This is a genomic window from Qipengyuania flavescens (genome assembly GCF_029688735.1).
Lineage (GTDB): Bacteria > Pseudomonadota > Alphaproteobacteria > Sphingomonadales > Sphingomonadaceae > Qipengyuania.
In genome coordinates, this window is record NZ_JARULD010000001.1 from 936203 (window position 1) to 950464 (window position 14262).

14 protein-coding genes and 1 tRNA gene are annotated in these 14262 nt (G+C 63.8%); 7 read left to right on the top strand and 8 right to left on the bottom strand.

All coding sequences use genetic code 11. From position 1 onward, the window contains the following. Positions 1-25: 25 nt before the first annotated feature. The 4 genes from P8R33_RS04570 to P8R33_RS04585 all read right to left on the bottom strand — a co-directional run bounded on the left by P8R33_RS04570 (position 26) and on the right by P8R33_RS04585 (position 5554). Complete coding sequence (locus tag P8R33_RS04570) at positions 26-1399, bottom strand: HlyD family type I secretion periplasmic adaptor subunit (protein WP_278327790.1); 1374 nt, start codon at positions 1397-1399, stop codon at positions 26-28. Next, on the bottom strand, positions 1396-3186 hold the full coding sequence (locus P8R33_RS04575) for a type I secretion system permease/ATPase (protein WP_278327791.1): 1791 nt from the start codon (positions 3184-3186) through the stop codon (positions 1396-1398). The genes P8R33_RS04570 and P8R33_RS04575 overlap by 4 nt, the downstream gene beginning before the upstream one ends. Beyond that, complete coding sequence (locus P8R33_RS04580; RefSeq protein WP_278327792.1) at positions 3183-4667, bottom strand: TolC family protein; 1485 nt, start codon at positions 4665-4667, stop codon at positions 3183-3185. The genes P8R33_RS04575 and P8R33_RS04580 overlap by 4 nt, the downstream gene beginning before the upstream one ends. A 143-nt stretch (positions 4668-4810) precedes the next feature. After that, a complete protein-coding gene (locus P8R33_RS04585) occupies positions 4811-5554 on the bottom strand; it encodes a hypothetical protein (protein ID WP_278327793.1) in 744 nt (247 codons plus the stop codon). Between the two features lie 110 nt (positions 5555-5664). Here P8R33_RS04585 and gntA point away from each other — a divergent pair, with 110 nt between their 5' ends. From gntA to P8R33_RS04615, 6 genes are read left to right on the top strand one after another with little or no spacing between them, the layout of a single operon-like run. Beyond that, the gene (gene gntA, locus P8R33_RS04590) at positions 5665-6375 is read left to right on the top strand and encodes a guanitoxin biosynthesis heme-dependent pre-guanitoxin N-hydroxylase GntA (RefSeq protein WP_278327794.1); all 711 of its coding nucleotides are present in this window, start codon (positions 5665-5667) and stop codon (positions 6373-6375) included. After that, positions 6372-6950 (top strand): DUF1989 domain-containing protein, encoded by a 579-nt coding sequence (locus P8R33_RS04595; RefSeq protein WP_278327795.1) that lies wholly within the window; start codon positions 6372-6374, stop codon positions 6948-6950. The genes gntA and P8R33_RS04595 overlap by 4 nt, the downstream gene beginning before the upstream one ends. A gap of 4 nt (positions 6951-6954) precedes the next feature. Then, positions 6955-7236 carry a hypothetical protein gene (locus P8R33_RS04600; protein WP_278327796.1) on the top strand — a complete coding sequence of 94 codons (282 nt, stop codon included), beginning with the start codon at positions 6955-6957 and terminating at the stop codon, positions 7234-7236. Further along, the gene (locus P8R33_RS04605) at positions 7233-7724 is read left to right on the top strand and encodes a hypothetical protein (protein ID WP_278327797.1); all 492 of its coding nucleotides are present in this window, start codon (positions 7233-7235) and stop codon (positions 7722-7724) included. Before P8R33_RS04600 ends, P8R33_RS04605 begins: the two co-directional genes overlap by 4 nt. Positions 7725-7759: 35 nt before the next feature. Continuing rightward, entirely contained in the window at positions 7760-8005 is a 246-nt protein-coding gene (locus P8R33_RS04610) for a hypothetical protein (protein WP_278327798.1), read from the top strand. Continuing rightward, a complete protein-coding gene (locus tag P8R33_RS04615) occupies positions 8002-9105 on the top strand; it encodes a glycosyltransferase (RefSeq protein ID WP_278327799.1) in 1104 nt (367 codons plus the stop codon). The genes P8R33_RS04610 and P8R33_RS04615 overlap by 4 nt, the downstream gene beginning before the upstream one ends. Here P8R33_RS04615 and P8R33_RS04620 read toward each other — a convergent pair. Both P8R33_RS04620 and P8R33_RS04625 read right to left on the bottom strand, forming a co-directional pair. Beyond that, on the bottom strand, positions 9098-9985 hold the full coding sequence (locus P8R33_RS04620) for a glycosyltransferase family 2 protein (RefSeq protein ID WP_278327800.1): 888 nt from the start codon (positions 9983-9985) through the stop codon (positions 9098-9100). The two genes, P8R33_RS04615 and P8R33_RS04620, sit on opposite strands and share 8 nt — an antisense overlap. Beyond that, complete coding sequence (locus P8R33_RS04625; protein WP_278327801.1) at positions 9982-12024, bottom strand: HAD-IIB family hydrolase; 2043 nt, start codon at positions 12022-12024, stop codon at positions 9982-9984. Before P8R33_RS04625 ends, P8R33_RS04620 begins: the two co-directional genes overlap by 4 nt. Positions 12025-12104: 80 nt before the next feature. Here P8R33_RS04625 and P8R33_RS04630 point away from each other — a divergent pair, with 80 nt between their 5' ends. Continuing rightward, positions 12105-13184 (top strand): glycosyltransferase family 4 protein, encoded by a 1080-nt coding sequence (locus P8R33_RS04630; RefSeq protein WP_278327802.1) that lies wholly within the window; start codon positions 12105-12107, stop codon positions 13182-13184. Here the strand turns inward: P8R33_RS04630 and P8R33_RS04635 are convergent. Beyond that, the gene (locus tag P8R33_RS04635; RefSeq protein WP_278327803.1) at positions 13121-13882 is read right to left on the bottom strand and encodes a Crp/Fnr family transcriptional regulator; all 762 of its coding nucleotides are present in this window, start codon (positions 13880-13882) and stop codon (positions 13121-13123) included. The two genes, P8R33_RS04630 and P8R33_RS04635, sit on opposite strands and share 64 nt — an antisense overlap. Before the next feature lie 208 nt (positions 13883-14090). Beyond that, positions 14091-14166 (bottom strand) — tRNA-Lys (locus P8R33_RS04640). Positions 14167-14262 lie beyond the last annotated feature (96 nt).

The following is a 14262-nucleotide window of genomic DNA, read 5'->3' on the forward strand; positions in this document are numbered from 1 at the left end:
CAAGCTGTCCCGCAACGCTCGCGTTCTATTCGCGGAACGCGCGGTCGCTGAAGCGGCGCAGCGGGGTCAGGATGTATTGCAGCACGGTCCGCTTGTCGCCGAGCAGGCTGACATCCGCGACCATGCCGGTGCCGATTTCGAGGTCGCCGTCGACATTGGGGATCGAATCCATCTCCGTCCGCACGCGGACGAGATAGAAAATCTCGCCGCTCCGCTCATCGACGATCGAGTCCGGCGAAATGGTCACCACCTTTCCGTCGAGGCTGCCATAGATCGTCTGGTCGAACGCCGTGATGCCGACCTTCGCTTCCTGCCCGATCCGCACGGTGCCGATGTCCTGCGGGCGGATGCGGACCTCGACCAGCAGCGCATCGTCCGTCGCGGCAATCTCGACCAGCGGTTCGCCCGGAGAAACCGCACTGCCGCGCGTATTTACCAGCACGCGATTGACCGTGCCCGTCACCGGCGAGCGCAAGGTCGTGCGCTCGAGCCGCTCTTCGAGAGCGGGCAGGGTTGCGCTCCGCGCCCCCAGTTCCGCCTGCGCGGCTGCGAGTTCATTGGCCGATTGCGCGCGCCAGTCGCGCAGGGTCCGGTCGAGATTGGCCTGCGCTTCGTAGACCTGCGCCTGCGCGCGCCCGACGCTAGCGCGGGCTCCGGCCAGCTGCGCTTCCGCGCTTGTCGCCTGTCCCTCGGCGCGCACCAAAGAGAGGCGCGGTTCGATACCCTGATCGACCAGTGGCCTCAGAAGATCGGCTTCGGCACGGGCGGCCTGCGCCTGGCTCGCGAGCGAATCCGACTGGCGTTCCGCTTCGGTCACCTGCTGCCGCGCCCGGGCAAGTTGCGCGCGCGCGCCTGCCAGCGAACTTTGCAAATTGGCCTGGCGCGAGGCGTACAGCGCGCTTTCGATGCTGCGCTGGCGTGCCGCTTCCTCGTCCGCCGGTGCCGGGAAGCTCGGCGCGCGACCGGCCAGCTCGGCCTCCAGCCGCGCGACTTTCATTTCCAGTGCCCCGGCCGTGGCGGAGGTGCTGCCGAGATTGGAGCCGGTCTCCGTCGGGTCCAGCCGCAGCACCGGGTCGAGCGCTTCGACCTGCTGGCCGGTGGTGACGAAAATTTCTTCGAGCACCCCGCCTTCGAGGCTGGAAACGATCTGGAGCTCGTTGCTCGATATCACGCGCCCCTGCCCGCGCACGGTGCGGTCGATTTCCGCCAGTGCCGCCCAGATCAGGAAGACGACGAAAAAGACGACGATTGCCCAGAACAACCAGCGCGAGACGCGGCGCGGTTCGAGATTGTCGATGAACCGCTCGACGCGGCCCTCTTCGCGCTCGGGCACCTGGCCGGGCATCGGCTCAGGCTGGCCTTCGGGCGTCTCGTCCACCGGATCCTCACGCGCGCTCATGTCGGTTTCACCGCTTTGGACGTCACCGCCGTAGTGACGTGACCGCTGGTCGGGTTGCCCTGCTGGCGCGACCCTTCGGCGAGTTTTGCCAGCACTGCATCGCGCGGCCCGTCGGCGCGGATCTTTCCTTCATCGACCACGATGATCCGATCGACCAGCGCGAGCAGCGGCTGGCGGTGAGTCACGACCACCAGCGTGCGATCGGCCAGTTCGTCACGCAAGCGTCCGATCAGATCGGCTTCCGTCTGCGCATCCATCGCGCTGCTCGGTTCGTCCATCACCAGCACCGGCGGCTTGCCGGCCAGCGCGCGGGCGATGGCGATCGACTGGCGCTGCCCGCCGGACAGACCTTCGCCGCGATCGACAAGCCTTAGGTCATAGCCGCGCGGGATTCGGCTGGCGAAGATGTCGGTGCCCGATACGCGGCTGGCGCGCAGCATTTCCTCGTCGTCCACATTGGGTCGGCCGAGCGCGATATTCTCGCGGATCGTGCCGGAGAACAGCGCCGGTTCCTGCAGGACCGATCCTACGGAGCGGCGCAGCGAATTGGGATCGAGCTGGGCGATGTCGATCCCGTCGAACAGCACCATGCCGTCCTGCGGCGGATAGAGGCCCAGCATCATGCGTGCGAGCGTGGACTTGCCCGAACCGACACGGCCCAGCAGCGCGACTTTCTCGCCCGGCCTGATCGTCAGGCTGACGCTGTCGAGCGCCTTGGTCGCGGCGCCGGGATATTGAAAACTGACATTGCGCAGCTCCAGCTCGCCGCGCGTCCGGTCGACCACGATGGCATCGCTGCCCGGCCCCTCCGGCGGCCTCTCCATCAACGCGCGGATCTGGCGATAGGCGGTGCGGGTGGCGGTCAGGCGCGAAACCAGCTGCGAAATCTGCGCCAGCGGCGCGATGGCCCGCCCGGCGAGGATCGAACAGGCGATCAGGCCGCCCATCGTCAGGCGGTTGTCGGCGACGGAAAACACGCCGACGATCACGACGCCGGCATAGGAAATCGTACCTGCCGAGGTGGCGAAGGTGGTCCCGATGCTGGAGATCAGGCGCTGCTGGAGCGAGATATGCGCGTGGTCGCCCAGCGCCCGCGTCCAGCGATCCTCGAACAGGTTGCGCGCCCCGGCGGTCTTCACCGCCTCGATACTGCCGATCGTCTCGACCAGCACCGACTGCTTGAGCAGCCCCTCGTCCATCGCTCTTGCCGCGAGTCGCTGTTGCGTCGGATGCACGGCGAGGCCGACGAGGATCACCAGCGGGACCATCAGCGCGGGCACCAGCACCACCCAGCCGCCGATCAGCGCGACCACGGTCAGCGTGATGAAGATGAACGGCACGTCGACCACTGCCGCCAGCGTCGCCGAGGCGAAGAAATCGCGCAGCGTCTCGAGTTCGCGCATCAGCCCGGTCAGCTGGCCGGTCGAGCCCTTGCGCAGCTCCAGCCGCATTTCGATCAGGCGTTCGAAAACGGTCTCGCCCACATCCTTGTCGATATTGGTGCCCGCGTGATCGACGAAATAGGCGCGCAGCAGCTTGAGCGCGAAGTCGAAGATGACGATGATCGCGAGACCGATCGACAGTGCCGCCAACGAGGTGAAGGCGCTGTTGGGTATGACCCGGTCGTACACCGTCATGGTGAACAACGCAGTGACGAGGCCGAAGATGTTGATCAGCGTCGCGGCGATGGCGACCTTGGAATAGGTCCGCCAGTTCGCCTTGATCGGTTCCATGATCCAGTCGGCGAGCCGCTTTTCCGGGACGTCGACGATCCGCTCTTCGCTCATGGCTGGCCCTCCATGTCGAACTGTTCGAGCAGGCGTCCTGTGCGCGCCAGCAGGACATAGCGCGAGGCGTCGAGCTGGGTCAGCCCTTCGATATAGGCGATGGCTGCAGACAGATAGGCGCTTTGCGCGTCGGCCACGTCGAACAACGTGCCGCGCAGCGCGGCGAAGCGGCGGAAGACGACGTCGCGCGTCTGGCGGGCGGAAACATAGGCGGCTTCGAGCGCGACCAGCTGCTGCTCCAGCGCCTGGACATCGGCCCAGATGATCGCGGCATCACGCTCGCTTTCCTGGCGGATGCGATCGGCCGTCGCCTCGGCAGCCGCAGAGCGGGCGCGTGCCTGATCGTCTCGCGCCAGCGCGCCGCCGAACAGGCGATAACGCAGGTTCAGGCTACCGCGGACGTCGTAGTCTTCCTGATCCTCGAACACGCCATAACGGCCGGCATCGACCCGCGCGGTCAGCTTGGGCGCCTGGCTGGCCCAGCTGTTGCGCACGTCGATCCGCGCGGCTTCGGCAGCGGCTTCGGCGCTTTTGACCGCAGGCGCATCGCTGGCAGCCATCACGGCGTAGTCGCGGCTTATCCGCATGTCCGACAAGACCGGAGGGCGCTGCAACAGGGGCGGCGGCGGCACGCCGGTAAGCTCGGCGAAGCGCGCCTCTGCCGAAGCCAGCCGCCGCTCGAATTGCGCCAGGCGGATTTGCCCGTCGGCCCGCAGGGTTTCCACTCTCGCTCGGTCCGCAGGCGCGTTGACGCCCTGGGCAATGCGCTTGTCGAGGGCCTCGTCGATGCCGTCCTGCGCTTCGAGATAGCCCTCGGCGAGGCGGCTCAGCGACTGGTATGCGAACACGCTGTACCAATTGGTCACGACATCGTTGACAAGACCCGTGAGCGCTGCGTCGCGTTCGTATCCCGCCGCTCGCAGACGCGCTTGCGCGGCGAGGATGGCGCCGTTGACGGCACCCCAGTCGAAAAGCGTGTACTCCACGGCCGCGGTCGCATCGGAGCGTTCGCGGGGGCGCGAGCGTTCGAGCAGGTTGAAGGGATCGTCGCCGAAATTGCGCGTGATGGTCTTGTAAGTCGTGAAGTTGAGATCGACCGTCGGGAAGTGTCCGGCTTCCGCCTCGTCCAACTGCGCTTCGGCCAGATCGACCTGGGCCTCGACCTCGCGGCGCGAGGCATTGGCTTGCAGCGACGATGCCACGATCCGCCGGAAAAGCTGGGGATCCGCCGCGCTGTCGGCAAGGCCGAGAATGGGGTCGGCGCTATAATCGAGCTGAAGCGGGCTCTCGCCGGGGTCGGGAAGTTCGGTAGCCTCCGTGACGGTCGGCAGGCTCACGCCCGGATCGGGTAGTTCCGTCGCGTCCTGATTATCCGGCAGAGCCTCTTCCTGCTGCGATGCGCGCGCGGGCGACGCGCTCACCATCAAGGCAAGCGGTAGCCCGACCAAAATCCGGCCCTTCAGATACTTAACTCCGTCCACGGCCATGCTCTTTAGCACCGGATCGATTTAAGAACACCCGAAACTCCGATACGCGAGATCGGTCATTTAAGCAGGAGAGTGAATGGTTGTAGCCAGCCGATCGAACACACGGCCGGACATTCGGAGGATATAATCGCGACCGCTCAGGAATTAGCGAGACGAGCGGTCTTGGCATTGCCCGCACCATGCGTGAGAGGGCCCAAAGCGAACTGGCTCTCGACTGACTGGTCCAGATAACGCGCGATGAACGCAGCATCCGCGGCGTGGACGGACGGATATTCCGTGGGGACGAAAGAGCTCGAATTCTGGCCCTTGTAAGTGGTCACCGGCACGAATTCTCTACGTTCTTCCAACTCGGCCGCTGCAGCCAGTCGCTCGATCAATCTTTCCGGCCGGGTAACGAGCTCGGAATGCGATACCAGTGCATACCCGGTCGCACGTGATGCCACGTCTGACCAGTTGCGCAATTTGGCGGTGCGCATGGCGATGGCATTGGGAAACGGCGATCCGGTTTTCTGACAAAGCTCTTCTTCGATCGGCTGTCCGAACTTGGGATTTGCCCTATCCATACCCCAGAAATCCTCATCCCACACACTGCGCCACTCGGCCCGGATAAACTCGCCGAAGTCCATTTCCTTGAGTTCCGGATGCACGTGCCACGGCTTGGCGTGCAGGCTGCGCAACCACTGGTCGACTTGCCGCGCGATTACGATGACGAAGACATCATCGGGGATCTCCACCTCCTCCGGGACGAGCCAGTGCTTGAAGCCGAAATCCTCGGTAAACTCTAACTCTTGCAGATTCTGTTCGAGCAATTTTATCAGGGCGTTGGTGCCACTGCACCGCTGGCCATAAACCTGAAAGCGCCTGAATTTCGCGATAGCCAAGACATGTCTCCGATTAGGGGGCGAGGTCGTTACCGTGCTGCGAACGGGTTTTCCGCATGATCCATGTTAAATTGCAGCAACGCTTTTCCTGCCCGAACGTCTGTACGATCATGATGGGAGAAATCGACATCTACAACGGCGCTGATGCGACCGATAGCGAGACCTCGCTGGCCGACGCCCTGCGCGCGCATATTGCCGAGGATGGCTTCCCCTGTGTCGGCGCGAAGTCGGCTCTGGCGACCGGCAGGCTGAAAGTGCTCTCCGCCCGTTCGCTGACCAGCGCATGGAACGATATCGAAATCCATGACGCGTTGCTCGACTGGAGCGAAGATTACGCCAGCAACCCAGACGGTCTGCGCAGCCTCGCCGTCGTGTTTTCCGGGCCCGACGATCTGGATGAGGCGGCTTTCGAGAAAGCGATGTGGGAGCGGCTGAATTCGCTTGCAGCCAAGGACGATTGGCGCGGGCTGGACTACGACCCGGACGTCAGCAGCGATCCGAGCGATCCGCATTTCTCCCTGAGCTTCGGCGGCGAGGCCTATTTCGTGGTCGGCATGCATCCCAACGCGTCGCGTGCCGCACGGCGAATGCCGCATCCGACCCTTGTCTTCAATCTGCACGACCAGTTCGAGGCCTTGCGCGCTTCGCAAAGATACGAGCGCATGCGCGAGACGATCCTGAAGCGCGACATGGCGCTGGACGGTTCCATCAACCCCATGCTTTCGCGGCACGGCACGACGAGCGAGGCGCGGCAATACAGCGGGCGCGTCGTGGGCGATGACTGGCGCTGCCCCTTTTCCGACCCGAGAAGCGGCAAATGACCCGCATCGAACCGCGCACCGGGACGGCCTTCGAATTGTCGAAAGGGCAGGTGCTGACCGTGACCGATCCCGAGGGCGGGCAAGTTAGCGACCTCCTGGCCGTGTCGCGGGCCGATCCGGCGGAGATCCTCTCCAACGGGAGAACGTTCGACTACGAAGAACGGATCATGCTGACGACCGGCGCGCGGCTTTGGTCGAACCGGTCGAACCCCATGCTCACCATCCTGGAAGACACCGCGCCCGCACACGACTTTCTTCTGACGCCCTGTTCGAAGGACACGTTCCGCCACTTCTACCCGGACAAGCCGGTCCATCGCGGCTGTTTCGGAAATCTGGCCGAAGCGCTGGAGCCATATGGCGTGGAGCCTGACGACATACCTACCGCCTTCAATGTTTTCATGAATGTACCGGTCGCCGGCGACGGCGCGCTTTCGGTCGATCCGCCGCAGTCTCCGCCAGGCACCTTCACCCGGTTCCGGGCTGAGATGGACTTGGTGATCGGGCTTACCGCCTGCGCGGCCTACGCATCGAACGGCGGCACGTTCAAACCGATCGATTACAACGTGAACGGCTGAGACGATGCTGGACATTCTCGAATGGTACGGCGCCATCGCAGCTGTAATCGCAGCGCTGGTCGTAGCGACGAATGTCAGTGCGCGGGTAACGGGATGGGCCTTCGTGCTCTTCGTCACGTCTTCGCTGGCGCTGACGGCCTGGGGCTTTCTGAGCGACGATGCCGAAGGGATCGGCTGGCAGAATATCGCCCTGCTGCTGATCAATTTGTGGGGCGTGTATCGCTATCTCGGTCCGCAAAAAGGCGAAAGCAAGCAGCCCGCAAACGAGGCTGGAGACGCGGCATGAAACATACCGCGCTGCCGGCCAGTTCGGCCGGCATCATCCTGCTTGTCGGGCTGGCCGGACACTTCGCTTCGGGCGCGATTTATTCCTCGCTCGAAGCGCGCGAGATGATCGCGGCGCTATCCAGTCCGGCACTTTATCTCGGCAGTGCCATCGCCGGGAGCGCCGCCACGACGCTGGCCCTGATGCTGACCTTGCTCGGTCTGGTGAGGCGCGCAGATGCGGAGTTCGACGTCCGGATGTACTGGCAGATCTACCGCATAGCGGTGCTGTCGACCGTCCTCCTGGGCGGTGCCGTCGTCATGCTGCTCCTGATGACGATGCCGATCGGCGAATTCGACGACGTACCGGAAAACTGGTTTCCGATGCTCTTCAAGGTTTTGTACTGGATCGTGGTGGTCCTCAGTGCCGGACTTGTCGCTATGGTCACCATGCTGTTCGGCACCGTCCGGTCGCTGATCGCCAAGCTCACGCCGCACGACGATGTGTGAAAGCGACCCTCCTTCACGCAGACGGAACCCCTGACATGTTCACCCAGCTGAACCCCCCGCTTCCCGTGCATGTCATCGATCGCGGCGCCGGGCTCGCCTTTGCCGTCATCGACTACGGGTTGGAGCACAATCTTATCTGGGTCACCGCAATCGATGCGACCGGTGAAATCTGGTGCGCCCCCAATCCCAAGGTTCGGCTCAGCGAAAACTGGACTGCCGGCCGTATCGTCAATCCAGCGCGGGATAGTGGCCGGCAGGTGGAAACGAAGGAACAAGAATGAACAAGCGCCCACTGGCCTTTTTCGCGCACCATCAGGGCCGCGGCCATGCCAACCGGATCATGGCTATCCTCGAACACATCCCGGAAGATCGACCGGTCACGATCATGACGGCAGCGCCCTCGCAGTTCGACGAGCGGCCGCGCGATGCGACCTTGGTCGAGTTGCCGAACATGATCGGTGCGCCCTCGCGCAGTCCGGCGCTGCACGACCAGCCGACGCCGGAGGTGATGCACTGCGTCCCCCTCGGCGTGGAGGAAATGCGCCAGCACATGGGGTCGATTGCAGAAACGCTGCGGAAGGCCGACCCGGCGCTGTTCGTCATCGACGTTTCGGCGGAGATCGCCCTGTTGTCGCGCATCATGAGCGTGCCGGCCGTGACTATCAGGATGCATGGTGACCGTGAGGATGTCGGTCATGTCGCGGGCTACGAAGCCTGTGTCACCATGCTGGCCCCGTTCGACGAGCGGATGGAGCAGGCGAGCTACCCGCCGCGCCTTCGCGAGCGAACGTTTTACACCGGAGGCCTGTGCACAACCCGCGCGCCCTTGCTCGAAAAAGGGGAGGCCCGCGCCAAGCTCGGCTTGCCCGAAGACAGGACCATAACGCTGGTAATCGCCGGTGGCGGAGGATCGGGTACGCCTTACGCCCCGCTCACGGTCGCCGCGCGCGCTGAGCCGGAAACGCAATGGCTGGTTGCCGGACCGGTACACCGCGAAGGGCACGAAACCGATTTCGGTAACCTCCAAGAGCTGGGCTGGATCGACAATCTGACCGATTATTTGTGCGCTGCCGATCGCGTGATTGCTTCGGCCGGCGACAATACGGTCCACGAGATCGCCCGGGCGGCCAAGCCGTTCCTGTGCATCCCCGAATGGCGGTATTTCGACGAGCAGCAGGCCAAGGCGAGAGAGCTGGAGCGCCTGGGCGCGGCGACTTATCGGGAGACCTGGCCCGCCTCGATCCCCGAATGGCAGCGCGCGCTATCCGAGACCGACGCGTTGGATGCCGGCGTTCTTGCATCGCTGCATGACGATGATGCCGCGCGGAAGGCCGCGCACTGGCTGGAGGAACAGGCAACCCGCCTGTGGGCGGTCAGCTGAACAGCACGTCGGCACCCTGCCGGGTATCCGCAATCTCGCTTGTTGTGGGCTGACGCACCACCTCGAGGCGTGTTTCGGACCGCTTCACCAGTCCGCGCCGCTCGAAATCGTCCAGCCAGTACTGCATGCACCACTCCCCCCACCGGCTGCGATAAAGCCGGGCGTTGCGGATGATGGTATCGAAATGCTGCAAGGGCGGCTTATGGACGTGATGGTGCTGGTGGAAGCAGATCGCCCCGCCCAGCCAGTACATGCGCGCGCCTGCCCGCTTCAGCCGCTGGCCCAGATCCGTCTCTTCGGCACCGTAGCCGATGTAATCCTCATCCATTCCGCCAGCCTCAGCCCAGGTCTGCGAGGACATGATAAAGGCCAACCCCCAGAGTTCTCCGAAATCCGCGATCGGATCGACGGAGGTTTCATCGAGGGGGCGCTTGCTCGGATGGCGCACGCCGGTGCTGGCCAGCAGGTCGTAATCCGGTGCCCCGTCGGGGGTGAGCCAGCCGTCGCCGCGCCCGGGCAAGTACCGCACTTCGGGCAGGAACACGCCTTCGCCGTCGTGCACATGTGCTTCCGCCGCGCGGCGCACGAATTCCGGATCGGGAATGCAATCGACGTCGAGGAAGGCCAGAACATCGCCCCCCGCCAGTTCCGCGGCACGGTTTCGCGCGGCGGCGAGCGGCATGGGTTCGCCCGGTACCTGCACGCAGCGGACGAGGAAGCGACCGTCGGTTTCGATTCGCGGCGGTTCGTCCTGCATGTAGGCGACAACGAGTTCGTCTGGCGGGAAAGTCTGAGCCTCGAGGCCTGCAATCAGATGATCGAGATGTTGCTGGCGCCCGCGCACCAGCGTGAGCACCGAAACGGATCGATAGGTACTCACCAGCTGCCTTGCGCCTGGTAGTGCCGGACGCCTTCCAGCACGCCGGCAGCATAGCACCCTTTCGCCCAATAGGCATGGGACAGCGACGGATCCTTTGCCAATCCGTCGCTCGCATTGCCGACCACGATCGGGAATGGACAGGCGCGCAGCATGGTCAGGTCATTCCCGCTGTCCCCTGCGACGACGACACGCGACTGGGTCAGCGAGAGCTCATCCGCCACATGGACGACCGCCGGCCCCTTGCCGGCACCTTCGGACAGAATATCCAGATACCGACCATGGCTGGCCACGATCTCCACGCGCAGGCCGGCTTTCCGGAACGCGCGGCGGATGTCTTCGGGATCATGCTGGTCTATGAAGAAGCTGGCTTTGCCACTGTGCTGTTCCAGCAAAGCCTGCTGCCGCAGCCCAAGTGTAGCCGTAGTCTCGCGAATCGTATTCTCCTGCCAGGCGCTTTCCACCCGGCGTCGCCAGCCTTCGTCTTCCGAGAAACAGCGTTCGTTTCGGTCGTACCAGTGGATGCGAGTGCCCACACTGCTGATGATGACGTCGGGTGTCGGTACGCCTTCCGCCGCAAGGATTGCTTGCGCGCTATGGAAACTGCGCCCGGTCGCGATACCGAGCGCGATATGGCCCGACTGTTCCGCCTGCCAGGCGAGGAATTCGCGCAAGGCTTCCCGATCGCCCAGCAGGGTGTTGTCGATATCGCAGATCAGGATCCGGTCCCAGTGCGGTGCTCGTTCCAGCGGGCCGGTCAATTCATGCAGAAGGCGATGATACTGGTCGCGGTGAGCCGTCCAGTCGTAGGCTGCAACCGCTTCTACACCTGCAGTGGCGTAGCGTACCCACTTGCGCCTGTCCGTCACGATGTCCCGGCAAGCAGTGGCAATCGCCTGCGGATCGCGCGGGCAAACGAGTTCGCCGTTGCTGCACCGTTCCACGATATCGTTCGGGCCGCCGCTGTCCGTGGCGACCACCGGCAAGCGCGACGCGGCCGCTTCCAGCAGCGTCAGGCCGAACGGTTCGTTGAGGGCGGGGTTCACGAATACGCCCCCGCTCTCGCGGGCCAGGGCATAATAGGCCGGGATGTCGGCGGGGTGGTGATGCTTGGGATAGGCGACCTTGCCGTAGAGATCGTGTCGGTCGACCGCCTCGATCAGCTCCTGCATCACCTCGCGGCATTCGTTTTCCAGATCGCCGAGCAGCGAGCGGCAGCCTGCGACGATCACCAGATTGGCGGCGTCCTGCAATTCCGGGTCCCCGGCGTAGGCCTCTACCAGGCCCAGCAGGTTTTTCTTGCGAACGGGCCGGGCGATGGCGAGCAGCATGGGCTTGGCCGGATCGCGCAGGAAATGCGCCAGATCCGCCCGCACCTTGTCAGTGGGTTGCGCGCTTTCGAACCGGGTCAGGTCGCATCCCGGCGGGATCACACGGATGCGACCCGCTTCGATGCTGTCGTAGTGAGCGTATTGTGCTTCCGCCTCGTCGCGCGAGCTTGCTATTACGGCGTCGGCAAGAGCCAGTGCCCGGTCTTCGACAGCTATCCGCGTATGCAGGCTGGCGTCGGCACCGCCATTGACTTCGCGCTTGACCGCGCCAAGCGAGTGGCCGGTAAAGACGTAGGGGATACCGAGCTCTTCCTTCGCCTTACGGGCCAGGATGCCGGCATCGGCGTAATGGGCATGGATGATGTCGGGCTTGCGATCGAGATCGTTCAGGTAAGCGAGAAACGCCTGGCACAGCTCTTCGTGTCGCTCGTGCAGGGCTTCTTTGGGCAGGTATGACGGATCACCGTCATCGAGCCGGACGAGCCGTATCTTGCCTTGCACCTCTGCGCATTGCGCATCGAAGCGCATGCCCAGCTTCGCATCGGCAAAGCCACGGGTAACGATATCGATACGGTCAATGGCCGGATCGCGCGCACTCGCGCAGGCCAGTTCGAGCAGATAGGTGATGTGGCCACCGGTATCGGCGTTGATGCCATAGGGCACATCGGACAGTGTGAGGCAGCCCTGCAGGGCAATATGACAAACAAACATCGACGGGCTCCGGATCTGCGGGTACCGATGCTCGTGGCTGTTCCAAGTTCCTGACAATCAAGGTGATAAATGTTGCTTTCATGCGTATAGCCCACGTCGCGCCCGTCGTTCACCCAGTCCCGCCCGTGACTTACGGCGGCACCGAACGGGTCATCGCGGACCTTGCCGCCGCGCAGGTCGAGGACGGTCACGAGGTCACCCTGTTCGGCCCGGCCGATTGCACGCTTCCGGATGTGCGGCATGTAGGCGACTACCGTTCGCTATCCTGGCACGAGCGGCAAGGGGGTTCCGCTCCACCGGGCCTGCCTGCCGTGCTGGAGGCGCAACTGATGCGCGACGTGCTGACCCATGGCGGAGCGCACGATGTCGTTCATCTGCACGGCTCGGCCCACGCGAGCGCTGCCGCCAGCGCGCTCGGCATCCCGGCGTTCCGCACGATCCACTGGCGCGCCGACGAGCCGGATCACGTCGAGCATTTTCGCGCATTCCCGCAAGAGCGGATCATCGCAATATCGAATGCGCAGGCAGGGGCAGTGCCGGCTAGCAGCTTGGCAGGCGTGGTACATCACGGGATGCCTACGGAGCGATATCGGGCGGGCGATGGATCGGGGGGATACCTCGCATTCCTCGGTCGGATGACGGACCAGAAGCGGCCGGATCGCGCGATAGAACTCGTGCGCGCAACCGGCCGGGACTTGCGCCTCGCCGGCCCCGTCGATCCGGGCAACCCCGGTTATTTCGACGAGGTCGTACTGCCCGCGCTGGACAACCGGATCAGGCATGTCGGGAGTGTCGACGATGCGCAGAAGCAGGACTTTCTGGGCAAGGCAGCCGCGCTGGTATTTCCCATCGACTGGCCCGAACCTTTCGGCTTGGTGATGATCGAGGCGATGGCATGCGGGACGCCTGTAATCGCATGGCGACAGGGGAGCGTCCCCGAAGTGATCGAGGACGGGATGACAGGTATCGTCGTCGATAGCGTTGCCGAAGCAATCGGTAGGATGGACGAAGTACTGCAGCTTGACCGGTCGACCATTCGCCGCCGGTTCGAAGAACGGTTCTCCGCGCAGCGAATGGCGCGCGAGACGCTGGCGCTTTACCGCGAAGCCTGCTCGTCCCGGTCCTCGAAAGAATCCAGTGCCAGCATGCCTTCGCCGTAGAGATAGTCGCCGCAAAACTCGCCGAGCCGTTTCAGCTCGGCCTCGTCCAAAATCTCGATCCGTCCTTCGCCATGCGGTTCCAGCACACCGCGTTCCTTCAGGATACGAAAGCTGCGATTGGCATGGACCGGTGTGATACCGCATGCCTCCGCATAGTCGCGCTGCAGCAATGGGACCGGCAGATTGCGACCGTCATACAGATCGACGAACTTGAGCCGTTCGATGATCTCGCAGACGAGGTGCGCGATCCGCCCTTCTGCATTGAGCCGTCCGAGTCGGAAGATCCATTCGCGGTGCATGGCCGCATCCAGCAAGGTGGAGAACCACAGTGCGCGGGCGAGATGAGTTGAGCGCTCGAGCAGTTTGGCAATGGCCGAATGCGGCACCTCGGCAAGGTGAACGCGACCTAGTGCCGTCGTATTGTGATCCAGCCGCTTCATCGGGAAGCCGTGCAAATCGACGAAGTCGCCGGGAACGTTCAACCCGACCAGTTGCCGCTCACCCTTCCGATCGTCGCGGTGGCGAAGCACGGTCCCTTCGATGATATAATAGGAATGGTCGATCCGCTCTCCACGCTCGACCAGAGTTTGCCGCGGTTCGAGCCAGATAGTGCGACCGACCGCTTCTTCGAGCCAGGTCTTTTCTTGTGAGGCCAGTTCGTGCCGCAGGCGGCCCTTGAGAAAAAGTTCGGTGTGCAAGGCAGTTTCCAGGTTTGTCGCTGAATTTTCGACTAACCAAGACGCGAGGTCCGTTCAAGCGTGGTTTCTCGGACCATAGACAAGTGTTATACCCCGGCGCCGAACCGCACGACGGACGAACATTTCCCTGTAGTTGCGATAATGCGAATAGCTGACTGTTCGGACGGAGCGCCCTTAGGGTGGTGGTCTGGCCGATTCGAAAACTGGGTGGTGAGCCGTGCTGGGTTCGAACCAGCGACCTACTGATTAAAAGTCAGTTGCTCTACCGACTGAGCTAACGGCCCGACCACGGTGGGGCACCTAGGCATGCGGCGGTGGGCGGTCAAGCGGCTCTTGCTTGTTTGCGTGCATTCGCGTGGCTACCACCGCCCAAGGACAGG

Bases quoted from the DNA above. Each gene is read 5' to 3' on its own strand.
- P8R33_RS04570 (WP_278327790.1), bottom strand. From the start codon at position 1,399: ATGAGCGCGCGTGAGGATCCGGTGGACGAGACGCCCGAAGGCCAGCCT.
- P8R33_RS04575 (WP_278327791.1), bottom strand. From the start codon at position 3,186: ATGAGCGAAGAGCGGATCGTCGACGTCCCGGAAAAGCGGCTCGCCGAC.
- gntA (WP_278327794.1), top strand. From the start codon at position 5,665: ATGATGGGAGAAATCGACATCTACAACGGCGCTGATGCGACCGATAGC.
- P8R33_RS04595 (WP_278327795.1), top strand. From the start codon at position 6,372: ATGACCCGCATCGAACCGCGCACCGGGACGGCCTTCGAATTGTCGAAA.
- P8R33_RS04600 (WP_278327796.1), top strand. From the start codon at position 6,955: ATGCTGGACATTCTCGAATGGTACGGCGCCATCGCAGCTGTAATCGCA.
- P8R33_RS04605 (WP_278327797.1), top strand. From the start codon at position 7,233: ATGAAACATACCGCGCTGCCGGCCAGTTCGGCCGGCATCATCCTGCTT.
- P8R33_RS04610 (WP_278327798.1), top strand. From the start codon at position 7,760: ATGTTCACCCAGCTGAACCCCCCGCTTCCCGTGCATGTCATCGATCGC.
- P8R33_RS04615 (WP_278327799.1), top strand. From the start codon at position 8,002: ATGAACAAGCGCCCACTGGCCTTTTTCGCGCACCATCAGGGCCGCGGC.
- P8R33_RS04625 (WP_278327801.1), bottom strand. From the start codon at position 12,024: ATGTTTGTTTGTCATATTGCCCTGCAGGGCTGCCTCACACTGTCCGAT.
- P8R33_RS04630 (WP_278327802.1), top strand. From the start codon at position 12,105: ATGCGTATAGCCCACGTCGCGCCCGTCGTTCACCCAGTCCCGCCCGTG.